The organism is Delftia sp. K82 (assembly GCF_002193035.1).
GTDB lineage: Bacteria > Pseudomonadota > Gammaproteobacteria > Burkholderiales > Burkholderiaceae_C > Comamonas > Comamonas acidovorans.
The window spans coordinates 320544-341307 of record NZ_MYFL01000003.1; the positions used below are offsets into that span (position 1 = coordinate 320544).

Here is a 20764-nt window from a genome sequence, read left to right on the forward strand (position 1 = left end):
TATTGAATTTATTGACGGAAAAATACTGTTTAACGAGTATCAAACCACCCCCACCCCACCCACAACCAAGGCCGCCAACGCCACCAAAGCCGCATTGGCACACGCCAGCGCAAAGCCGAAGCGCACCAGCTCGCCTTCTTCCTGCGCGGTGGTCCGTGCCAGGCCCAGCACCAGCATCACGATGGACAGGGAGCCCAGGGCCGCATGACCGGCGGCGCTGTTGTGCACGGCGGCCAGCAGCAGGCGCGAGGATTCGGGCAGCAGGGCGATGGCGGGCATGAAGATCGCGTTGCCGCCCACGTTGGAGCCCGTCATGTAGCCGGCCAGCGCGCCGAAGGCCGCCACGATGGGCGCCAGGGCAGCGGGCGCCAGCTCGGCCAGCAGCTGCACCAGGCCGGACAGGAAACCAGCCTTGACCATCATCTGGGACATGGCCAGAAAGAAGAAGATGGTCAGCAGCGGGCGCTTGGCGCGGGCGGCCAGAGCACCAGCCAGGGCAACGCCACGGCCGGCCCCGCGCGCCAGCAGCAGGGCCAGCACCAGGGTCAGCGCCACGCCCGGGGAGGCCAGCGGCTTCCAGGCCACCTGGGCGCCCTGCACGATCCAGCGCTGGTCCCACTGCGTGGCCAGGGCCAGCAGCTTGAGCAGCACGATGGCAAGGGCGAGCGCCAGATACGGCCAGGCCTGTCGCGGCCAGCCGGGTGCCGCCTGGGCCGTGCCGCGCAGCAGCAGCGCGCGCACCAGCATGCCCAGCGCCACGGCAAAGCCCGCGCCCACGCCCGCCACCTCGGGGCCCAGCCAGCGGCTGATGCCATGCAGCACCCCCACGAACAGCAGGCCAAAGCCGCCCAGCAGCAGCCAGGCCCGCGCACCGCGCTCGCCGGCCAGATGCAGGGACAGAGCGCCCAGCACCAGGAACACCGGCGCGCTGGTCAGCGAGGACACAGCGGCCAGCGCGACCGCGTCCACATGGGCCAGCGAGGCACCGATCACCGTGGCCAGGCCCAGCGTGCCCCAGGGCATGATGGCCATGCCCGCCAGCGCCATGCGCAGCGCGGCGCGCCGCTCGAACAGGCTCAGCAGCAGCGGCACGGTGGCGATCAGCGACACGCCAAAGCCCGTCATCGCCTCCAGCAGCGGCGCCAGGCCCAGCACGATGAACACCACCTGATCGGCCGGCCCCAGGCCCAGCGAGCGCACCCACTGGCTCAGCGCCTGGTTTACGCCCATGCGTTCGATGAGGATCACAAAGCCCAGGCCCGGCACGATCACGAAGGCCGTGCTCAGGAACAGCACGCCCGTGTCGCGCGCTGCGGCCAGGGCGGCGCCGGAAGCGGCGGTGCCCGTCGCCATCCAGGCATCGACCAGCCACAGCAGGGCTACCAGCGCCGCCCCGGCCATGGCCGCCTGCACAGGCGGGCGGCGCAAAACCATGAGCATGGACATCACAAGAAACACGGGAGACAGGTGGAGCAGGGTGGCCATGGGATGGGCTTTCTCGGCAGGCAGGTCCGCATGCGTTGGATGCGGAAAACGACGAAATACTATTTCGCGGCACCTGTTTTTTGGTCTCTGAATTGGGGGTGTTTGCGAGAAAATTTCTCACCCTCCAAAAGTCCTCGCTTCCCATGACCAAGCACACCGCCCACCCTGCTCACCTGGCCGACCTGGACGGCTTCGACCGCGCCATCCTGGCCATCGTCCAGCGCGACAGCACTGTGCCGCTGCGCCTGCTGGCCGAGCAGGTCAACCTGTCCACGGCCGCCGTGCAGCGCCGCCTCAAGCGCATGCAGGCCGAAGGCGTGATCACCGGCCAGGCCGCCACCGTGGACCCCACGCGCGTGGGCCGGCCCATCACCATCATCGTGGAGGTCATGACCGAGCGCACCAGCATCGACGCGCTCAACGCCATGAAGTCGCACTTCGCCGTGCCCGAGGTCCAGCAGTGCTACTACGTCACGGGCGAGGTGGACTTCGTGCTCGTGCTCACCGTGGCCACCATGCAGGAGTACGAGGCCCTGGCGCGGCGCCTGTTTGCCGAGAACCCCAACGTCAAATGGTTCAAGACCATCGTGGCGCTGGACCGCGTGAAGGTCGGGCTGGAAATTCCCTGCGAGTGAAGGCCCTTTGGCGCAATCTTGACAGCCGCGAAACGGCCGCCTACATTGAATGGAATGATCGTTCCAATTCAATGAGCCACCATGCGCACCAAGGACTTCGACCCCGATGACATTGCAGACGCCGCCATGCAGGTGTTCTGGCAGCGCGGCTACGCGGCCACCTCGGTGCAGGACCTGGTGGACGGCACGGGCCTGTCGCGCAGCAGCCTGTACGGCACCTTCGAGAACAAGCAGGGGCTGTTCCAGCATGCGCTGCGCCGCTATGAGGCCGTGACCACCTCCAACGTGGAACTGCTGTCCGGCCCGGGACGCGCCCGGGACTTGGTACGGCAGCTGCTGCTGCGCATCGTGCAGGACGAATTGAGCGATGCCGGGCGCCGTGGCTGCCTGGTCGCCAATGCCGCGCTGGAGCTGGCCGGCCATGACGAGGCCGTGGCCGAGAGGGTGGCCGGCAACTTCCAGCGCCTGCAAAAGGCGCTGGAAAAGCTCATCCTGCGCGGCCAGCAGGAAGGCGATATCACCGACAGCAAAAAGCCGCGCGCCCTGGCGCGCTTCGTCCTGAACACCGTGCAGGGACTGCGCGTGCTGGGCAAGGGCAGCAGCGCGCCGCAGCGCCGCCAGTGCCTGATGGATGTGGTCGACGTGGTCGACATGGCGCTGCAGGCGCAATAGCCGGCCACCCGCCACCCGCCGCGCGCATGTCGTGCCGTTGCGGGTTTTTATTTCCCTTGAATTGGAATGATCGTTCCAGTAATTCGGATTTCAGTTTTCCGTGTCTGTCCCACTCTCTCATCACCCTGGAGTTCCCATGCATTCAAACCTTCAAACCACCATTGCCGTGCTCGGCACGGGCCTGATCGGTGCGCCCGTCGCGCGCAACCTGCAACGCAAGGGCTTCACCGTCCGCGCCTGGAACCGGACGGCCGCCAAGGCCCAGGCCCTTGCGGCCGACGGCGTTCAGGCCTGTGGCGATGCGGCCGACGCCGTGCGTGGCGCCCGCATCGTCGTCACTGTGCTCAAGGACGGGCCGGCCGTGCTGCAGGCCATGCAGGCTGCAGCGCCCGCATTGCAGCCGGGCACACTGTGGCTGCAACTGAGCACGGTGGGTGTGGACGCCATCGCGCCGCTGGCGCAGTTCGCCGATCGGCATGGCCTGGTGTTCTACGACTGCCCCGTGCAGGGCACGCGCCAGCCGGCCGAGCAGGGCCAGCTGGTCATCCTGGCCGCAGGCCCGCTGGCGCAGCGCGGCCAGGTGCAGCCGGTGTTCGATGCCATTGGCAAACGCAGCCTGTGGATTGCGCAGCAGGCAGGCGCCGCCAGCCGGCTCAAGCTGGCGCTCAACCACTGGGCCTTCGCACTCACGCATGGCCTGGCCGAAAGCCTGGCGCTGGCCAAGGGGCTGGACATAGAACCGGCCCTGGTGGTCGATGCCGTCACGGGCGGGCCCATGGACAGCGGCTTCTTCCAGGCCAAGGCCGCTGCCATGCTGTCAGGCCGCTACGAAGCCAGCTTCACCGTGGCCAATGCCGTCAAGGACGCGCAACTGGTGGCCGATGCCGCCGCCGGCGCAGGCCTGCTGCTGGATGGCGCCCAGGCCGGGCTGCGCCGCTTCGAGCGCGCGCTGGCCGCCGGGCATGGCGACAAGGACATGGCGGCATCCCACCTGGCATCCCATCCAGCCTCCCATGCCTGAGATGCGCAGCGAGGAAAAGGCAATGAACCAGCCCATGGACACCTCCGGCGACACCGGCCTGCCGCTGGGCAGGCTGCTGGCCCTGGCGATGGCAGGCTTTCTGGCCATCATGACCGAGACCCTGCCGGCCGGCCTGCTGCCCCAGATCGGCACGGGACTGGCAGTGTCCGAAGCCATGGCCGGCCAGATGGTCACGCTGTACGCGCTGGGTTCGGTACTGGCCGCCATTCCCGTCGTGGTCGCCACGCGCGGCCTCAGGCGCCGGCCGCTGTTCATGGCGGCGGTGGGCGGGCTGCTGCTGTTCAACAGCCTCACCGCGCTGTCCGGCCACTACGGCCTGACCCTGGTCGCCCGCTTTGCCGCAGGCATGGCTGCCGGCGTGATCTGGGGGCTGGTGGCCGGCTATGCGCGGCGCATGGTGCCGCCGCATCTGCAGGGGCGTGCACTGGCCGTGGCGGGTGTGGGCCAGCCGTTGGCCCTGGCGGCCGGCGTGCCGCTGGGCGCCTGGCTGGGCAGCCTGTTCGATTGGCGCGGCGTGTTCTGGGCGCTGTCCGCGCTGTGCCTGCTGCTGCTGGCCTGGGTGCGGCTGGGTGTGCCGGATTACGCCGGGCAGACGGCGCACCAACGTCAGCCCGTGGCGCGCATCCTGCTCGTGCCCGGCGTGCGTCCCGTGCTGCTGGCGCTGTTCGGCTGGATGCTGGCCCACAACATGCTCTACACCTTCATCGCGCCTTTCCTGGTCTCTGCAGGGCTGGGGCAAAGGGTGGATGGGGTGCTGCTGCTGTTCGGCCTTGCGGCCATTGCCGGCATCTGGCTCACGGGCCTGCTGGTGGACCGCTGGCTGCGCGCGCTCACCGTGCTGAGCCCGGCCTTGTTTGCCGTGTCTGCGCTGGTGCTGGGGCTGGCCGGGCAGTCGGCCGTGGCCGTTCTGATCGGGGTTGCGGCCTGGGGGCTGAGCTTTGGCGGCGCACCCACGCTGCTGCAGACCGCGCTGGCCGACGCAGCAGGCGAGGGCGCCGACGTGGCCCAGTCCATGCTGGTGACGGTCTTCAACCTGGCCGTGGCGAGCGGCGGCGTGGCCGGCGGACTGCTGCTGGGCTGGCTGGGTGCCCGCGCCTTGCCCTGGGCGCTGGCGGTGTTGGCGCTGGCCTGCCTGTCCGTGGTCTGGCCGGCCAGCCATGCGGGCTTTCGGCCTGGGCGGCGCAGCATGGCTGCCTGAGGCACTCGCATCGCTGTTGCACCCGCATCGCTGTTCCCTCAACAGACTGGGCAGCAAAGGGGCCACATGCCGCTGCGCATGTGGCCCTTGTTGCGTGCGATCAATCTTCCTATAATTGTTTTACCCCATGAACTGTGATTCATGGATAAAACAAATGGCGCCTTCCCCGCCATGATCCACCGACGTTGATGGAGAGACACATGTCCGAATCCGCTCAGAACACGCCCCGCACCTGGGACCAGCCCGAAGGCTCCAGCTTCGAACAATGGATGGAATCGCGCGTGGCGCGGTTTTCCACGCGCAAGTACGACTTCGACGCGCTGAAGTTCCAGGCCGACTTCGACCCCAAGTACCGCCGTGGCCAGATGCGCTACATCGGCACGGGCGGCACGGGCGTGGCTGCGGACAGCAACACCATCCCGTCCGAGAACTTCACCTTCTCCACCATGGTCATCCCGGCCGGCAATGAAGGCCCCTCGCACCTGCACACCGATGTGGAGGAAGTCTTCTTCCTGATCCGCGGCAAGCTCAAGCTCGTGCTGGAGAAGGACGGCCAGCGCTTCGAGACCATCCTCACCGACCGCGACGTGGTCTCCGTGCCGCCCGGCGTGTACCGCGAGGAAATCAACATCGGCGACGAAGACGCGCTGATGTGCGTGATGCTGGGCGCCAAGAAGCCCATCACGCCCACCTATCCCCCAGAACACCCCCTGGCAAAAATCAAACGTTAGAAATGGAGCACCCCCTGAGGCGCTTCGCGCCTTCCCCCTTGAAAGGGGGACGACAGCCTCGCGGCGGGGCGGCCCTTGCCTGCTGTCCCTGGCTGGGATCGTGCCAGTCTCATGGCTGAAGGGCCATGCCATCGCCATGGATAACTGAAATGACCCCCTCGGTAACAGCATGCATGGAGCAGCGCCTTCAAGCGCAGTTCCCCGAACATCTCATTGCCCTGCCCGGTGGCGCCCAGGTCGCCTGGCGCGAGGCCGGCGACACAGCCTCGGACTTTGCCGTGGTGATGCTGCACGGCATCAGCTCGGGCGCCGCGTCCTGGATGGACGTGGCCCTGGCGCTGGCACCGCGCACGCGCGTGCTGGCCTGGGACGCGCCCGGCTATGGCCGCTCCACGCCGCTGGCACCCGCCGTGCCCACGGGCGCCGACTACGCCCGCGTGCTGGAGCAGTCGCTGCAGGCGCTGGGCGTGCGCCGCTGCCTGCTGGTGGGCCACTCGCTGGGTGCGCTCATGGGCACGCCCTGGGCGGTGCAGTCTGGTGCCGGGCGCGTGCAGCAACTGGTGCTGATCAGCCCCGCTGGCGGCTATGGCGCACCCGGCATGGGCGAGCAGCAGGCCAAGGTACGCCAGGGCCGTCTTGCGGCCCTGCAGGAAAAAGGCATCGAAGGCCTGGCCGCCGCCATCGACCAGCGCCTGGTCTCGCCCGCCGCGCCCGAGCCCGTGCGCCAATGGGTGCGCTGGAACACGGCGCGCCTGCATGCTGCCGGCTACGCCCAGGCCGTGGAGCTGCTGTGCGGCAGCGACCTGGGGCAGGCAGCGGGGCAACTGGACATGCCGGTCGAGGTCTGGGTGGGCGAGCACGACGTGGTCACGCCGCCCGCCGCCTGCGCGGCCTGGGCCGCAAGGCTGGGCGCGCGGTACGTTACGCTTGCGGCAGCCGGCCATGCCTCTGTCGTCGAACAACCTGCGGATGTCGCACAGAGGCTGGCCACCCTGCTGACCTGATGGCCTACCGGCCCGAATTGCGATGAGCGACACCTCAGAAACCCTCTCGAACGACAACGACCGCTACACCGTCCCCGCGCTGGAGCGCGGTCTGCGCCTGCTGGCCTGCTTCACGCCTTCGCAGCCCGTGTGGAGCGCGCCCGACCTGGCGCGCACCCTGGCGCTGCCGCGTTCCACGGTGTTCCGGATGCTGACGACGCTGGAGAACATGGGGTATCTGCAACGCTCGGGCACCGAGTACCGGCTGGGCCTGTCCGTGCTGCGCCTGGGCTACGACTACCTGTCCACCCAGCCGCTGGCTCAGCTGGCCGAGCCCGTGCTGCAGGCGCTGTGCGAGCGCCTGGGCTTCACCACCAACCTGGCGCTGCTGGACGGCACCTCGGTGGTCTACGTGGCGCGCATTGCGCCGGCCGGCGCCTTCCAGGGCGCCGTGCGCGTGGGCTCGCGCCTGCCGGCCCATGCCACCGTGCTGGGGCGCGCCCTGCTGCAGGACATGGACGCGGACCAGCTGCGCGAACTCTTCGGCGGCAGCGAACTGCCGCAATTCTCGGAAAGCACCCCGCGCGACGTGCAGCAACTGCAGCAGCTGCTGCTGCAGGACCGCGAGCGCGGCTACGCCATGGGCGAGGGCTTCTACGAGCCCGGCGTCTCCAGCATTGCCGCGCCCGTGCGCGATGCGCAGGGCCGCATCATCGCGGGCCTGGGCATGGCCGTGGCCTTTACCGAAATCGCACCCGGGCGCATGGCGCACTGGGTGGAACAGGTGCGCGAGGCCGCCGTCGAACTGACGGGCCACCTGCGCACCCAGCATCCTGGTTTTCTGCGCTGAGGAGACGGTGCCCCCACCGGCCTTCAGCGCGTTCTTGCTCAGAAAGAAATGACGATGAATATTGCTGTGATTGGCTGCGGTGCGATTGGCGCCAGCGTGCTCGAACTGCTCAAGGGCCATGCCGCGGTGCAGGTGGGCTGGGTGCTTGTTCCCGAAGTGACGGACGCCGTGCGCGCCACCCTGGCCCGGCATGCGCCCCAGGCGCGCGCACTGCCTGCGCTGGCGGCCGAAGACCGGCCCGACCTCATCGTCGAATGCGCAGGCCATACCGCCATTGAAGAGCATGTGCTGCCCGCCCTGCAGCGTGGCATTCCTGCCGTCGTGGCCTCCATCGGCGCACTCAGCGCCCCCGGCATGGCCGAGGCCGTGCAGGCCGCGGCCGAGGCCGGAGACACCCAGGTGCAATTGCTGTCGGGCGCCATCGGCGGCGTGGATGCGCTGGCCGCCGCGCGCATCGGCGGCCTGGACGAAGTGGTCTACACCGGCCGCAAGCCGCCCCTGGCCTGGACCGGCACGCCCGCAGAACAGCGCTGCGACCTCGCCAGCCTCAAGGAAGCCTTCTGCATCTTCGAAGGCAGCGCACGCGAGGCCGCCCAGCTCTACCCCAAGAACGCCAACGTGGCCGCCACCCTGTCGCTGGCCGGCATGGGCCTGGACCGCACCACGGTGCGCCTGTACGCCGACCCGGCCGTGGACGAAAACGTGCACCATGTGGCCGCGCGCGGCGCCTTCGGGTCCATGGAATTGACCATGCGCGGCAAGCCGCTGGAGGCCAACCCCAAGACCTCGGCCCTCACCGTCTACAGCGTGGTGCGCGCCGTGCTCAACCAGGCCACGGCCATCGCCATCTGAGCCGCGCCGGGCACAGGCTCGCGGCACAATGGGCTCTTTCGCCCCGCAGGCGGCCCCCGGGCCGCCTTTGCTTTTTCCCTGTGCCGTTGAAAGAGAAGCCACCATGACCATCGCCATCCTCAGTGCCCTGCCGCAGGAACAGGAAGGCCTGGTCCATGCCATGTCCGACGCCCAGGGCACGGCCCACGCCGGCCGCATGTTCTGGCGCGGGCGCCTGCATGGGCACGACGTGGTCTGCGCGCTGTCGGGCATAGGCAAGGTGGCGGCCGCCACCACGGCCACGGCGCTGATCGAGCGCTTCGGCGTGCGCCGTATCGCCTTCACCGGCGTGGCCGGTGGCCTGGGCGAAGGCGTGCGCGTGGGCGATGTCGTCGTGGCCGACGAATACCTGCAGCACGACCTGGACGCCTCGCCCATCTTCCCGCGCTGGGAAATGCCCGGCTACGGCCGCACGCGCCTGCCCTGCGACCCTGAAATGACCGCCGCGCTGCTGGCCGCCGCCCAGGCCTGCGTGGCCGAGGCGGGCGAAGACCTGCGCGCCGCCCACGCCACCACGGCGCCGCGCGCGCACCAGGGGCTGATTGCCAGCGGTGACCAGTTCGTGGGCACGGCGGGCGCTTCTTCCGCGCTGGCGCAGGGCCTGCGTGCTGCAGGGCATGAGGTGCTGGCGGTGGAGATGGAAGGCGCCGCCGTGGCGCAGGCCTGCCTGGACTATGGCGTGCCGTTTGCGGCCATGCGGACTGTTTCCGATCGGGCGGATGACAGTGCACATGTGGACTTTGCGGAGTTTGTGCGGGTGGTGGCGAGTCGGTATGCGTTGCGGGTTGTTGATGGGTTTTTGCGGCGGCTTGCTGTTTGATTTTTTACCCTGGCGGGGGCGTTTTTTGATCCTGCCGGTGGGGTGTTTTTCGAGGCCGGGTTTCGGCCCGGCGGCCGACCTACTCTCTTGTCTTGCTACAAGAAAGTAGGCAAAGAAAAGCACCCCGAATGTCCGCGACCCCTTCGCTGCGCTACGGGGCAACCTGCGTCGGGCCACCTGCGGGGTTCGCCGTGAAACTCACTTCGCGCTGCGCGCTACGTTCAGACAATCACGGCGAGTCAGATGACGAAGCAAGCCTGTCCTTCGGCAGGCTTGCAACCCCGCAGGCGGCCCGACGCAGGCGCTGACATACGGGGAGTTTGCTCGGGCCTTCGCTGCGCTCGGCCGGATGTGGCCGCACTCGTGGCTATGGGCTTTGAGTGTGGTCGCAACCTACGCTTCTGGCTTCGCCTTGCACATAGTCGGCCAGTGACTCAGCGCCGTCGCGGATGGCGCGCAGTGCGTGAGGCATGGCTTGCGGACGTCGCAAGTCTTCTGGTGCATTGAGGCTGGCCAATACAAGTTGGGCCAGGGCCCATATTTCGTTGCAGCCTTCCTGTACCCATCCATTGGTGTCGGTGATGGTGCGAGCCAGTTGCTCGAAGCTAGCGCGCGTGGGAAGAGCGGTGCGCTGATCGTTCATGTTTTCGTACTCCTGTGCGAGACGGAAACACCCGACCTGCGTTTTCAAGCGCAGAAAGGGTGGATGGGATGTTGAAAACACGCACACAGACGTGCGGGCAGCCTTGCGGGTAGCCCCATCCCATCCAAAACCGTGTGGACGTGCGGGTGCGATGCCCACTGTCCAAGTGTTCAGACGTGACGAGGCCTCTCTTTCGGGGAGGCTCTGCCGCTGTGTGTTGATGGTGTTTTCAAGCACCAGCCCCGGAACAGGGGGCCACCGAAATCATAGAGGCATTCCACAACCCCGCCTCAAACCCCAGGCCGAGCGAAGCGACGGCCCGCACCCACTCCCCGTATGAACGCGCCTGCGGCGTGGTGGTTGCGGGGTTGCAGTCCTACCGAAGGACAGGACTGCTTCGTCATCTGGCTCGCTGCGGTCGGCCGCCGGGCCGAAACCCGGCTCCCGCCCGCAGGGCGGGCATGTCCTCACAAGCCATAAAAGCCCCCATCCAAAACACACCCAGACACACCTCTGTCATCCATTTCCCACACACCTCCGTGTTTTCCCCAATCCCACCCCGAACCATCAGTCCTAAACTCACGCTTGTTTCAAGAAAAAAGTGTCATTTCAAATTTGAAACAGACACAAACCCCCCTTCGATTGAGGTACGCCATGAACACCACGCCCTCCACAGGCCAGCTTGCCGGCCGCCGCATCCTCGTCACAGGCTCGGCGCGCGGCCTGGGCTTTGCGTTCGCCAAGGCCTTTTGCGAGCAGGGCGCGAGTGTCGCCATGGCCGATCTGCGCGAGGAGCTGCTGGCCGAGTCCGTGGCCCGGCTGCGTGCGCAGGGCTTCGAGGCCCATGGCTTCGGGCTGGATGCCGGCAATCCGGAGTCGATAGAGCGCTGCGCGCAGCAGGCCGTGCAGGCGCTGGGCGGGCTGGACGGCCTGGTGAACAACGCGGCCGTGACCGATTCGGGCGGCAAGGGCATGGACGACATCGATCTGGACAAGTGGGACCAGGTGATGAACGTGAACGTGCGCGGCGTGTGGCTGATGACGCGCGCCTGCCGCGCCGCGCTGCGCGACAGCGGCCGGGGCGCCATCGTCAACCTGGCGTCCGACACCGCGATGTGGGGCGCCCCGAACCTGATGGCCTATGTGGCCAGCAAGGGCGCTGTGATGGCCATGACGCGTTCCATGGCGCGCGAGCTGGGCGCCGACGGCATCACCATCAACGCCGTGGCGCCGGGCCTGGTGCTGGTGGAGGCCACGGAATACGTGCCCGAGCACCGCCACCGCCTGTACATCGACCAGCGCGCGCTGCAGCGCGAGCAGCGGCCCGAGGATGTGTCGGGCGCCGTGGCCTATGCGCTGTCCGACGGCGCGCGCTTCGTGACGGGGCAGGTGCTGCCCGTCAACGGCGGCTTCGTCATGAATTGAAGGGGTTTCGCCATGACCGACACCACCCCTTCCGGGAATGCCGAGAGCGCCGAGAGCGCGGACAACGGCGCCGACAAGTACATGGTGCCCGCGCTGGAGCGCGGCCTGCGCCTGCTGCAGGAGTTCGGTCGCGGCAATGCCACGCTGGGCGCGCCCGAGCTGGCCCGCCGCCTGCAGCTGCCGCGCGCCACGATTTTCCGCATGCTCAACACGCTGGAGGCCATGGGTTTTCTGCAGCGTGCCGAGGGCAGCAATGACTACCGGCTGGGCCTGTCCGTGCTGCGCCTGGGCTTCGAGTTCCTGTCGTCCATGGACCTGACCGAGCTGGGCCAGCCCGTGATCGCGCGGCTGTGCGGCGAGATCCGCTATCCCTGCAACATCGTGGTGCGCGATGGCCGCTCCATCGTCTACGTGGCCAAGGTGACGCCGCCCACGCCGCTGACCAGTTCGGTGCGTGTGGGCACGCGCCTGCCTGCCCATGCCACGGCCCTGGGCCGCGTGCTGCTGGCCGACCTGTCCCTGCCCGAACTGCGCACGCTCTACCCCGAGGAGCACCTGGAAGCGCACACGCCCAAGACGCCACGCACGGTGCTGGATCTGTTCAACCTGGTCGAGGCCGACCGCGAGCGCGGCCATGTGTTCAGCGAGGGCTTCTACGAAAGCTCCATCTGCACCATCGCCGCGCCCGTGCGCGACCACAGCGGCCGCGTGGTGGCGGCGCTGGGCACGACGGTCCCCGCGCCCCATGTGGAGGAGGGCCGTGCCGAGACCCTGATCGCCGGCGTCTGCGACGCGGCGGCCGAGCTGTCCGAACTGCTGAACTACCGCCCGCAAACGCAGACGCAGACGGCACAGCTGCTTTCCCTCAATTCCCGGCGCGCAGGAGGCGGCCATGTTTGATACCACCCTCAAGGACACCACGGCCGTCGTCACCGGCGGCTCTTCGGGCATTGGCCTGGCCACGGTCGATCTGCTGCTGTCGCAGGGCGCGCGTGTCGCCCTGTGCGGGCGCAGCGCCGAACGCCTGGAGCAGGCCGTGCAGCAGCTGCGCGGGCGCCATCCCGAGGCCCGCCTGTTCGCCCAGGCCTGCGACGTGCTCGACGCCGCCCAGGTGCAGCAGTTCGCGCGCGACAGCGAGGCTGCGCTGGGTCCGGCCTCCATCCTCGTGAACAACGCGGGCCAGGGCCGGGTCTCGACGTTTGCCAGCACCGACGATGTGGCCTGGACCGAGGAGCTGCACCTGAAGTTCTTCTCGGTGCTGCATCCCACGCGCGCCTTTTTGCCGCAGCTCGAGCGCACGGCACAACCGGCCATCGTCTGCGTCAATTCGCTGCTGGCCTCGCAGCCCGAGCCGCACATGGTGGCCACCTCGGCCGCGCGCGCCGGCCTCAAGAACCTGGTGCGCTCCATGGCCACCGAGTTCGCGCCCAAGGGCGTGCGCGTCAACGGCATCCTGGTCGGCCTGATCGAGTCCGGCCAGTGGCGCCGCCGCTTCGAGGCGCGCGAGGACCGCAGCCAGGACTGGAACGCCTGGAGCGCCGACCTCGCCCGCAAGAAGTCCATTCCGCTGGGCCGCCTGGGCTCGCCCGACGAGGCCGCACGCGCCATCTTCTATCTCGCCACGCCCCTGTCCTCCTACACGACCGGCAGCCACATCGACGTCTCCGGTGGTCTTGCACGGCAAGCGTAGTGCTCCAGCCCCTTCACCCGATTCAAAGCAGAACATGACTTCTTCCGCATCCAAAATCACCGTCGGCGCCGTTGTGGCCCAGTTCCTCGAGCACTGCGGCGTGCAGGCCGCGTTCGGGGTGATCTCCATCCACAACATGCCCATCCTGGACGCGATGAATGCGCGCGGCCATGTCCGCTTCGTGATGGCGCGCGGCGAGGCCGGCGCGGGCAACATGGCCGATGCCTGCGCGCGTTCCACCTCCAGCCTGGGCGTGTGCATCACCAGCACCGGCCCGGCCGCCGGCAACATTGCGGGCAGCCTGGTGGAGGCCTATACGGCCGGCACGCCGCTGCTGCACATCACGGGCCAGATCGAGACGCAGTACCTGGACCAGAAGCTGTCGTACATCCACGAGGCGCCCGACCAGCTGACCATGCTGGGCGCCGTGTCCAAGGCGGCGTTCCGCGTGCGCAGCGCCGAGACCTGCCTGTCCACCTTGAAGGCAGCCGTGCAGGCCGCCATGACCGCGCCCACGGGGCCGGTGAGCGTGGAGATTCCCATCGACATCCAGCAGACCGTGATCGACATGCCGGTCGACCTGTCGCCGCTGCCGGTGGCCGTGCTGGCCCCCAGCGAGGCATCGCTGGATGCGCTGGCCGACACGCTGGCCAAGGCACGTCGCCCGCTGCTGTGGCTGGGTGGCGGCGCACGCCACGCAGTCGCTGCCGTGCAGCGCCTGAAGGCGCTGGGCTTCGGCATCGTCAGCACGGGCCAGGGCCGCGGCATCGTGGCCGAGGACGATCCGGCCTCGCTGGGCGCCTACAACATCCAAAAGCCAGTGGAGGCCTTCTACCAGCGCTGCGACGCCATGCTGGCCGTGGGCACGCGCCTGCGCAGCAACGAGACGCTGAAGTACGAACTGAAGCTGCCGCGCCCGCTGCTGCGCATCGATGTGGACGCCGCCCAGCAGGGCCGCTGCTATGCCGATGACGGCTTTGTCTGCGGCGACTCGGCCCTGGCGCTGACGGGCCTGGCCGACCGGCTGGAGGCACGCGGCTACCGGGCCGACCCCGAGCTGCTGGCCGACCTGCGCCAGGTGCACGACGAGGCCGTGGCCACCATGCGCGACGGCCTGGGCCCGTACAGCGTGCTGGTGCAGGAGCTGCAAAAGGCCGTGGGCCGCAACTTCAACTGGGTGCGTGACGTGACCGTCTCCAACAGCACCTGGGGCAACCGCGAGCTGCGCTTTTTCGAGCCCAACGCGGGCGTGCACGCCACCGGCGGCGGCATCGGCATGGGCATGCCCATGGCCATCGGCGCGGCCGTGGGCGCGGCGGTCAGCGGCTCGGGTCGCAAGACGCTGGGCCTGGCGGGTGACGGCGGCTTCATCCTGAACCTGGGCGAGCTGGCCACGCTGGTGCAGGAAGAGTGCGACACCCTGATCGTGCTGATGAACGACCAGCGCTATGGCGTGATCCAGAACATCCAGGACGCCTCCTACGGCGGCCGCCGCTGCTATGTGGAACTGCACACGCCCGACTACGCGCAGCTGTGCGCCTCCATCCAGCTGCCCCATGCCCGCGTGCAAGACCTCAAGGAGTTGCCGGCGGTGCTGCAGTCGGCCTGGCCGAAGAAGGGCCCCTTCCTGCTGGAGATCGACATGCGCGCCATCGGCAATTTCAAGGCCACGTTCTCGGGCCCGCCCGTGAACAAGCTGGACCAGATCCCGGCCACCAGCACGGCCACCAAGGCCGCCTGAGGCGGCTGGATTCGAACGAACGAGAGAGGCTCACCATGTCGAACCTGGAACTGCTCCCCATCAATATCGCCGGCGAATGGCGCCTGGGCGGCGGTGGCGAATCCACCACGCTCTATCCCGCCACCGGCGAAGTGGTGGGCCGCCTGCGCGCGCCCAGCCTGGAGGATGTGGAGGAGGCCATCCAGAAGGCCGACCACGCCTTCCGCACCAGCGGCTGGGCCCAGAAAAAGCCCCATGAGCGCGCGGCCGTGCTGCACCGCGTGGCCCAGCTGATCCGCGAGCGCGCCGAGCCCCTGGCCCAGCTGCAGCGCCTGGACAACGGCAAGCCCATCAAGGAAACACGCATGCTGGTGGCCAGCGCCGCCGCCACCTTCCAGTTCTTTGCAGCCGCCTGCGAGACCATGGAGGAAACCATCACGCCCTCGCGCGGCGACTTCATGACCATGAGCGTGTACGAGCCCATGGGCGTGGTGGCGGCCATCACGCCGTGGAACTCGCCGATCGCCAGCGAGGCGCAAAAGCTCGCTCCGGCGCTGGCCGCCGGCAACGCCGTGGTCGTCAAGCCCGCCGAGGCCACGCCGCTGCTGGCGCTGGAGCTGGCGAAGATCTGCGAGGAAGCCGGCGTGCCCAAGGGCCTGGTCAGCGTGCTGCCGGGCCGGGGCTCGGTGATTGGCGATGCCATCACCAAGCATCCGCTGGTCAAGCGCGTGTCGTTCACCGGCGGCACGTCCACGGGCAAGCACATCGCCCACATCGCGGCCGACAAGATGATGCCGGTCTCGCTGGAGCTGGGCGGCAAGTCGGCCACCATGGTGCTGGCCGATGCCGACATCGACCATGCCGTCAACGGCGTGCTCTACGGCATCTTCAGCTCCTCGGGCGAGTCGTGCATCGCGGGCTCGCGCCTGTTCGTGGCGCGCAGCCTGCATGCCGAATTCATGCAGCGCCTGACGGCCAAGGCCGCCGCGCTGCAGGTGGGCGACCCGGCCGACGAGCGCACGCAGATGGGGCCGCTGATCACCGCCAAGCACCGCGAATCCATAGAGAGCTATGTGGCCCTGGGTCTGTCCGAGGGCGGCCGGCTGCTCACGGGCGGCCAGCGGCCCGAGGGCGCGCAGTTCGAGCGCGGCTACTACTACCGCCCGACCATCATCGACGGCGTGAAGAACGACTGGCAGATCTGCCAGCAGGAGATCTTCGGCCCCGTGCTTGTGGCCATGCCCTTCGACAACGAGGACGACCTGCTCGCCCAGGCCAACGACAGCGTCTACGCGCTGGCCGCCGGCATCTGGACGCGCGACTACAAGAGCGCCTGGCGCATAGGCCGCGCCGTGCAGGCCGGCACGGTCTGGATCAACACCTACAAGCAGTTCTCCATCTCCACACCCTTCGGCGGCTGGCGCGACAGCGGCCTGGGCCGCGAGAAGGGACGGCTGGGCATACAGCAGTACATGGAGCAAAAGAGCATGTACTGGGGCTTGAACGAGAGCCCCATCGCTTGGGCAAATTGAAGGAGCACGACATGAGCGTACTGGGCATAGACGAAATCACCTACGGCGCGGACGACCTGGCTACCTGCCGCCGCTTCTTCCTGGACTGGGGCCTGGCGCTGGTGCAGGAAGCGGACGACCGGCTGGTGTTCGAGACCCTCAACGGCTGCCGCGTGATCGTGGCCGCCGTGGACCATCCCGATCTGCCGCCCGCCATCGAGGCCGGCCCCACGCTGCGCGAAGTGGTCTGGGGTGTGGAAAGCGAGGCCGATCTGGCGCTGTACGCCGGTCGCATCGCCGCGCTGCCGGGCTTCACACAGGGCCAGGGGCGCATAGGCTGCACCGACCCCAACGGCCTGTCCGTGCGCCTGCAGGTCACGCAAAAGCGTGATGTGGATGTCCAAGGCGCCGCCTACAACACCTGGAACCGCAAGGACCGCGTCAACCAGGCCAGCCCCGCCTACGAGCGCGCCCAGCCCATCGAGGTCGGCCATGTGGTGTTCTTCGTCAAGGATGTGCAGGCCTGCGAGCGCTTCTACGTGGACAACTTCGGCTTCGCGGCCTCGGACCGCTACCCCGAGCGCGGCGCCTTCCTGCGCTGCGCGCCTGACGGCGGCCGCCACGACATCTTCCTGCTGCAGCGCCCGGCCAAGGACGCGGGCCTGAACCATGTGGCCTTCACGGTGCGCGACATCCACGAGGTCTTCGGCGGCGGCATGCACATCTCGCGCTGCGGCTGGGATACCCAGCTGGGCCCGGGCCGCCATCCCGTGTCCTCGGCCTATTTCTGGTACTTCCGCAATCCGGCCGGTGCCCTGGTCGAGTACTACGCCGACGAGGACCAGCTCACCGCCGACTGGCAGCCCCGCGAGTTCGAGCCCGGCCCCACGGTGTTTGCCGAATGGGCCATCGATGGCGGCATCGACGGCAACACCCGGCGCCAAAAGGGCGTGGGTACCAGCGACGGGAAATTCATCACCGACAAGCGGCATTGAGACCGCGCCTGACGGCCTACCCCCACAACCCAACCACCCCACGGCCCCCACCATGAACAAGACACGTCGCCAGGTTTCTCTTGCCGCTGCATTCCTGGCTGCAGCCACGCTGTCCGGCACCGCGATGGCCCAGGCCTATCCGGCCAAGCCCATCACCATCATCGTGGCCTATCCGGCCGGTGGCGACACCGATGCCATGGCGCGCCTGTATGCCGAGAAGCTGTCCACGCGCCTGGGCCAGCCCGTGCTGGTGGACAACCGCCCCGGTGCCAGCGGCACCATCGGCAGCGTGCATGTGGCCAAGGCCGCGCCGGACGGCTACACCCTGCTGCTGGCGCCCAATACCTTCGCCATTGCGCAGTTCGTGCTCAAGACGGCCTCGGGCTCCAGCTACGACGTGCTGCACGGCTTCACGCCCATCGTGCAGACCAGCGTGCAGCCCATGTTCGTGGCCACCAACCAGGCCTCGGGCATCAAGGACATGAAGACCCTGATCGCCCAGGGCAAGCGCGACGGCCTGACCTACGCCAGCCCCGGCAGCGGCTCGCCCATGCACATCCTGGGCGAGATGTTCAACCGCGCCGCCGGCACGCGCATCGCCCACATTCCCTACAAGGGCGTGGCACCCGCCGTCAACGACCTGATCGGCGGCCATGTGCCCACGACCTTCATGACCTGGGGCCCGATTGCGCCCTACATCGGCGGCAAGGTCACCGCCCTGGCCGTGGCAGACAGCCAGCGCAGCGCGCTGGCCCCCAATGTGCCCACCCTGGCCGAGCTGGGCGTCAAGGACGTGGAAGTGTCCGCATGGCAGGGCCTGTTCGGCCCCAAGGGCATGTCGCCCGAGACCGTGAAGCTGCTGAACACGCACCTCAACGAGATCCTGAAGATGCCCGACGTGGTCTCCAAGATGGCCACCTTCGGCGCGCTGCCCGCAGGCGGCGAGCCCGCGAGGCTTGAGAAGACCAATGCAGCGGACTTCAACCGCTTCGGCAAGCTCATCAAAGACCTGGATATCCGCGCTGACTAAATGACCTACCCCCTGAGTCGCTTCGCGCCTTCCCCCAAGGGGGACGACACCCTCGGTGCGGGGCGGCCCTTCCTCGGTGTCCCTGAGGTCGGGCTGCGCCGGTTTCACGCGATACGGGTGGCGGGCGACGCTCCGGGCAATGAAGCCGAACCACGATTCAAGACAGTTTTCGAAGGAGAGAACCATGGCCGCTGATCGCTATCTCGAGCCGCACCAGGCGCGCGAACGTGCCCCCACCCTGATGGAAGACCTGCTGGGCGATTCCATCGAACGCGCCTTCGGCGAAGGCGTGCAGACCCTGCCCGAACTGGTGGCCTATCTCAACCGCAGCGGCCCCGCCGGCGAAAACGGCCAGGCCTGGACCGAAGACAGCTTCCAGGCGCTGATGGCGCGGCTGGGCTATTGATACCGAGCAGGACTGGAGAGCCCCATGAACGTACAAACCATCACCATCGATCCGGTGGACGGCCTGCTCAACAAAGGCCTGAAGAACCTCTGGTACGCGGTCTGCCCCTCGGACTTCGTGAAGACCCAGCCCGTGTCGGTGCGCCGCTTCGGCCGCAAGATCGCGCTGTGGCGCGATGCGGCCGGCCAGGTCCATGCGCTGGAAGACCATTGCCCGCACCGGGGCGCGCCGCTGTCGCAGGGCGTGATCCTGGGCGACCGTCTGGCCTGCCCCTACCACGGCGTGGAAGTGCGCGGCGACGGCACGGTGACCAAGGTGCCCGGCAGCCCCGGCTGCAAGCTCGAGGGTTCGCGCGCGGCGCTGGCCTTCCATGCGCGCGAGGCGCATGGCGCCATCTTTCTCTACAACAGCGACAAGGCCGTTGACGAGGCGCCCGAGTTCACGCTGCCCGAGGAGCTGACCTCGCCCGAGTACTCCAACTTCCTGTGCTATGCCGAGTGGCGCAGCGACTACCGCTATGCGCTGGACAACGTCATGGACCCCATGCACGGCACCTTCCTGCACAAGCAGTCGCACTCCATGGCCGAGGGCGACAGCAAGGCCACGTTCCAGGTGCGCGAGACCGATGACGGCTTCGTCTTCGAGAAGGTGGGCCAGCGCGGCGTGAACTTCGACTGGACCGAGTGGGGCAGCACGGGCGTGCACTGGATGCGCCTGGAGATCCCCTATCCCAAGACCGGCGGCCCCGGCGGCAACTTCGCCATCGTGGCCTGCGTCACGCCCATCAGCGCCGACCTGTGCGCCGTGTTCTTCTGGCGCTGCCGCAAGGTGCAGGGCTGGATGCGCGACACCTGGCGCTTCCTGTACCGCAACCGCCTGGAGGCGCGCCACTGGGCCGTGCTGGAGCAGGACCGGATCATGATGGAGCAGATGGAGCTGGACGCCAACGAGCGCGAGAACCTCTACCAGCACGACATCGGCCTGGTGCGCCTGCGCCGCCACCTGCGCCGCCTGGCCCAGGAGCAGATCGACGAAGGCGCCGCATCATGAGCACCAACCTCCAGGCCTTCGTGCACACGCTGCGCTTCGAGGCCCAGGACACCATCAGCGTGGACCTGCGGCCCGTGGCGGGCGGGGAGCTTCCCGCCTTCACGCCGGGCTCGCACATCGATCTGCACCTGCCCAACGGCCTGGTGCGCAGCTACTCGCTGAGCAACCCCAGCGAAGAGCGCCACCGCTACGTGGTCGGCGTGCTGCGCGACCGCGCCAGCCGCGGCGGCTCGCGCTGCGTGCACGAGTCGCTGCGCGTGGGCATGCCCATCACCATCTCCGAGCCGCGCAACCATTTCGCGCTGGACGAAAGCGCCGCGCACACCGTGCTGGTGGCCGGCGGCATCGGCATCACGCCGCTGCTGTGCATGGCGCGCCGGCTCAAGGGCCAGGGCCGCCCGTTCGAGATGCTGTACTTCGCCCGCGAGCGCAAGGGCGCGGCCTTCCTGGACGAGCTGCAGGCGCTGGGCATGCCGCTGCACCTGCACTTCGACAGCGAGGCCGGCGGCCCGCCCGACCTGCGCGCGCTGCTGGCCCAACGCCAGCCCGACGCGGGCACGCACCACTACGCCTGCGGCCCCACGCCCATGCTGGACGCCTTCGAGAAGTTCTGCGCCGAGCTGGGCCACGCCAACGCCCACGTCGAGCGCTTCACGCCCGTGGAGGTCAAGGCCGCCGACGATGCGCGCAGCAACTACACGGTGGAGCTCAAGCGCAGCGGCCGCTTCATCGAGATCACACCCGAGAAGTCGCTGCTCGACACCCTGCTGGATGCCGGCATCCAGATGGACCACAGCTGCTGCGAAGGCGTCTGCGGCTCCTGCGAGACGCGTGTGCTCGAAGGCATTCCGGACCACCGCGACTCGGTGCTCAGCCCCAAGGAAAAGGCCAGCAACAAAGTGATGATGGTCTGCGTTTCCGGCTGCAAGAGCGAGCGACTGGTCCTGGATATCTGAGCAGGCAATCAGACCTGCAAGGCAACAACCC

At 68.3% G+C, this 20764-nt stretch carries 21 protein-coding genes; 19 read left to right on the top strand and 2 right to left on the bottom strand.

Features of this window, described 5'->3' with window-relative positions; genetic code table 11:
• Positions 1-39 precede the first annotated feature (39 nt).
• On the bottom strand, positions 40-1485 hold the full coding sequence (locus KDK82_RS18330) for an L-lactate permease (protein ID WP_088165835.1): 1446 nt from the start codon (positions 1483-1485) through the stop codon (positions 40-42).
• A 143-nt stretch (positions 1486-1628) separates the two neighbouring features.
• Between KDK82_RS18330 and KDK82_RS18335 the strand changes: the two genes are divergently transcribed.
• The 9 genes from KDK82_RS18335 to KDK82_RS18375 all read left to right on the top strand — a co-directional run bounded on the left by KDK82_RS18335 (position 1629) and on the right by KDK82_RS18375 (position 9307).
• Positions 1629-2120 carry an Lrp/AsnC family transcriptional regulator gene (locus tag KDK82_RS18335; RefSeq protein ID WP_016449824.1) on the top strand — a complete coding sequence of 164 codons (492 nt, stop codon included), beginning with the start codon at positions 1629-1631 and terminating at the stop codon, positions 2118-2120.
• Positions 2121-2201: 81 nt separating this feature from the next.
• Positions 2202-2792, top strand: a complete 591-nt coding sequence (locus KDK82_RS18340) for a TetR/AcrR family transcriptional regulator (RefSeq protein ID WP_013804518.1) — start codon at positions 2202-2204, stop codon at positions 2790-2792.
• 136 nt (positions 2793-2928) lie between these two features.
• Positions 2929-3813, top strand: a complete 885-nt coding sequence (locus tag KDK82_RS18345) for an NAD(P)-dependent oxidoreductase (protein ID WP_088165836.1) — start codon at positions 2929-2931, stop codon at positions 3811-3813.
• Between the two features lie 22 nt (positions 3814-3835).
• The gene (locus tag KDK82_RS18350) at positions 3836-5032 is read left to right on the top strand and encodes an MFS transporter (RefSeq protein ID WP_088166331.1); all 1197 of its coding nucleotides are present in this window, start codon (positions 3836-3838) and stop codon (positions 5030-5032) included.
• A gap of 200 nt (positions 5033-5232) precedes the next feature.
• Positions 5233-5763 (top strand): cupin domain-containing protein, encoded by a 531-nt coding sequence (locus KDK82_RS18355; RefSeq protein WP_012202881.1) that lies wholly within the window; start codon positions 5233-5235, stop codon positions 5761-5763.
• Between the two features lie 149 nt (positions 5764-5912).
• The gene (locus KDK82_RS18360) at positions 5913-6767 is read left to right on the top strand and encodes an alpha/beta fold hydrolase (RefSeq protein WP_088165837.1); all 855 of its coding nucleotides are present in this window, start codon (positions 5913-5915) and stop codon (positions 6765-6767) included.
• A 22-nt stretch (positions 6768-6789) separates the two neighbouring features.
• A complete protein-coding gene (locus KDK82_RS18365; RefSeq protein ID WP_012202883.1) occupies positions 6790-7596 on the top strand; it encodes an IclR family transcriptional regulator in 807 nt (268 codons plus the stop codon).
• A gap of 54 nt (positions 7597-7650) precedes the next feature.
• Positions 7651-8448 (top strand): aspartate dehydrogenase, encoded by a 798-nt coding sequence (locus KDK82_RS18370; RefSeq protein ID WP_088166332.1) that lies wholly within the window; start codon positions 7651-7653, stop codon positions 8446-8448.
• 103 nt (positions 8449-8551) lie between these two features.
• Positions 8552-9307, top strand: a complete 756-nt coding sequence (locus tag KDK82_RS18375; protein WP_088165838.1) for a 5'-methylthioadenosine/adenosylhomocysteine nucleosidase — start codon at positions 8552-8554, stop codon at positions 9305-9307.
• Between the two features lie 367 nt (positions 9308-9674).
• Here the strand turns inward: KDK82_RS18375 and KDK82_RS18380 are convergent, their stop codons facing one another.
• Entirely contained in the window at positions 9675-9950 is a 276-nt protein-coding gene (locus KDK82_RS18380) for a hypothetical protein (protein WP_088166333.1), read from the bottom strand.
• 654 nt (positions 9951-10604) lie between these two features.
• Here KDK82_RS18380 and KDK82_RS18385 point away from each other — a divergent pair.
• The 10 genes from KDK82_RS18385 (at position 10605) to KDK82_RS18435 (ending at position 20733) form a co-directional block, all read left to right on the top strand.
• Entirely contained in the window at positions 10605-11375 is a 771-nt protein-coding gene (locus KDK82_RS18385) for an SDR family oxidoreductase (RefSeq protein WP_071954165.1), read from the top strand.
• Between the two features lie 12 nt (positions 11376-11387).
• Positions 11388-12275: an IclR family transcriptional regulator gene (locus KDK82_RS18390; protein ID WP_088165839.1), complete on the top strand. Its 888-nt coding sequence runs from the start codon at positions 11388-11390 to the stop codon at positions 12273-12275.
• Positions 12268-13065, top strand: coding sequence for an SDR family oxidoreductase (locus KDK82_RS18395; RefSeq protein ID WP_088165840.1), 798 nt, complete (start codon positions 12268-12270; stop codon positions 13063-13065). Before KDK82_RS18390 ends, KDK82_RS18395 begins: the two co-directional genes overlap by 8 nt.
• A 34-nt stretch (positions 13066-13099) precedes the next feature.
• Positions 13100-14806 carry a thiamine pyrophosphate-binding protein gene (locus KDK82_RS18400; protein ID WP_088165841.1) on the top strand — a complete coding sequence of 569 codons (1707 nt, stop codon included), beginning with the start codon at positions 13100-13102 and terminating at the stop codon, positions 14804-14806.
• 35 nt (positions 14807-14841) lie between these two features.
• On the top strand, positions 14842-16317 hold the full coding sequence (locus tag KDK82_RS18405) for an aldehyde dehydrogenase (protein WP_017406709.1): 1476 nt from the start codon (positions 14842-14844) through the stop codon (positions 16315-16317).
• Between the two features lie 11 nt (positions 16318-16328).
• Entirely contained in the window at positions 16329-17291 is a 963-nt protein-coding gene (locus KDK82_RS18410; RefSeq protein ID WP_088166334.1) for a VOC family protein, read from the top strand.
• Positions 17292-17343: 52 nt separating this feature from the next.
• The gene (locus KDK82_RS18415; RefSeq protein WP_013804505.1) at positions 17344-18321 is read left to right on the top strand and encodes a tripartite tricarboxylate transporter substrate binding protein; all 978 of its coding nucleotides are present in this window, start codon (positions 17344-17346) and stop codon (positions 18319-18321) included.
• A gap of 184 nt (positions 18322-18505) precedes the next feature.
• A complete protein-coding gene (locus KDK82_RS18425) occupies positions 18506-18727 on the top strand; it encodes a recombinase-like helix-turn-helix domain-containing protein (RefSeq protein ID WP_012202895.1) in 222 nt (73 codons plus the stop codon).
• A gap of 24 nt (positions 18728-18751) precedes the next feature.
• Positions 18752-19777: an aromatic ring-hydroxylating dioxygenase subunit alpha gene (locus KDK82_RS18430; RefSeq protein WP_012202896.1), complete on the top strand. Its 1026-nt coding sequence runs from the start codon at positions 18752-18754 to the stop codon at positions 19775-19777.
• The gene (locus tag KDK82_RS18435) at positions 19774-20733 is read left to right on the top strand and encodes a PDR/VanB family oxidoreductase (protein WP_088165842.1); all 960 of its coding nucleotides are present in this window, start codon (positions 19774-19776) and stop codon (positions 20731-20733) included. Before KDK82_RS18430 ends, KDK82_RS18435 begins: the two co-directional genes overlap by 4 nt.
• The last annotated feature ends 31 nt before the right edge of the window (positions 20734-20764 follow it).

Excerpts from the sequence above, each read along its gene's own strand:
- KDK82_RS18385 (WP_071954165.1), top strand. The coding sequence starts at position 10,605 with ATGAACACCACGCCCTCCACAGGCCAGCTTGCCGGCCGCCGCATCCTC.
- KDK82_RS18345 (WP_088165836.1), top strand. The coding sequence starts at position 2,929 with ATGCATTCAAACCTTCAAACCACCATTGCCGTGCTCGGCACGGGCCTG.
- KDK82_RS18355 (WP_012202881.1), top strand. The coding sequence starts at position 5,233 with ATGTCCGAATCCGCTCAGAACACGCCCCGCACCTGGGACCAGCCCGAA.
- KDK82_RS18430 (WP_012202896.1), top strand. The coding sequence starts at position 18,752 with ATGAACGTACAAACCATCACCATCGATCCGGTGGACGGCCTGCTCAAC.
- KDK82_RS18350 (WP_088166331.1), top strand. The coding sequence starts at position 3,836 with ATGAACCAGCCCATGGACACCTCCGGCGACACCGGCCTGCCGCTGGGC.
- KDK82_RS18435 (WP_088165842.1), top strand. The coding sequence starts at position 19,774 with ATGAGCACCAACCTCCAGGCCTTCGTGCACACGCTGCGCTTCGAGGCC.
- KDK82_RS18400 (WP_088165841.1), top strand. The coding sequence starts at position 13,100 with ATGACTTCTTCCGCATCCAAAATCACCGTCGGCGCCGTTGTGGCCCAG.
- KDK82_RS18390 (WP_088165839.1), top strand. The coding sequence starts at position 11,388 with ATGACCGACACCACCCCTTCCGGGAATGCCGAGAGCGCCGAGAGCGCG.
- KDK82_RS18360 (WP_088165837.1), top strand. The coding sequence starts at position 5,913 with ATGACCCCCTCGGTAACAGCATGCATGGAGCAGCGCCTTCAAGCGCAG.
- KDK82_RS18380 (WP_088166333.1), bottom strand. The coding sequence starts at position 9,950 with ATGAACGATCAGCGCACCGCTCTTCCCACGCGCGCTAGCTTCGAGCAA.
- KDK82_RS18410 (WP_088166334.1), top strand. The coding sequence starts at position 16,329 with ATGAGCGTACTGGGCATAGACGAAATCACCTACGGCGCGGACGACCTG.
- KDK82_RS18365 (WP_012202883.1), top strand. The coding sequence starts at position 6,790 with ATGAGCGACACCTCAGAAACCCTCTCGAACGACAACGACCGCTACACC.
- KDK82_RS18415 (WP_013804505.1), top strand. The coding sequence starts at position 17,344 with ATGAACAAGACACGTCGCCAGGTTTCTCTTGCCGCTGCATTCCTGGCT.
- KDK82_RS18425 (WP_012202895.1), top strand. The coding sequence starts at position 18,506 with ATGGCCGCTGATCGCTATCTCGAGCCGCACCAGGCGCGCGAACGTGCC.
- KDK82_RS18330 (WP_088165835.1), bottom strand. The coding sequence starts at position 1,485 with ATGGCCACCCTGCTCCACCTGTCTCCCGTGTTTCTTGTGATGTCCATG.
- KDK82_RS18405 (WP_017406709.1), top strand. The coding sequence starts at position 14,842 with ATGTCGAACCTGGAACTGCTCCCCATCAATATCGCCGGCGAATGGCGC.
- KDK82_RS18340 (WP_013804518.1), top strand. The coding sequence starts at position 2,202 with ATGCGCACCAAGGACTTCGACCCCGATGACATTGCAGACGCCGCCATG.
- KDK82_RS18375 (WP_088165838.1), top strand. The coding sequence starts at position 8,552 with ATGACCATCGCCATCCTCAGTGCCCTGCCGCAGGAACAGGAAGGCCTG.
- KDK82_RS18370 (WP_088166332.1), top strand. The coding sequence starts at position 7,651 with ATGAATATTGCTGTGATTGGCTGCGGTGCGATTGGCGCCAGCGTGCTC.
- KDK82_RS18335 (WP_016449824.1), top strand. The coding sequence starts at position 1,629 with ATGACCAAGCACACCGCCCACCCTGCTCACCTGGCCGACCTGGACGGC.
- KDK82_RS18395 (WP_088165840.1), top strand. The coding sequence starts at position 12,268 with ATGTTTGATACCACCCTCAAGGACACCACGGCCGTCGTCACCGGCGGC.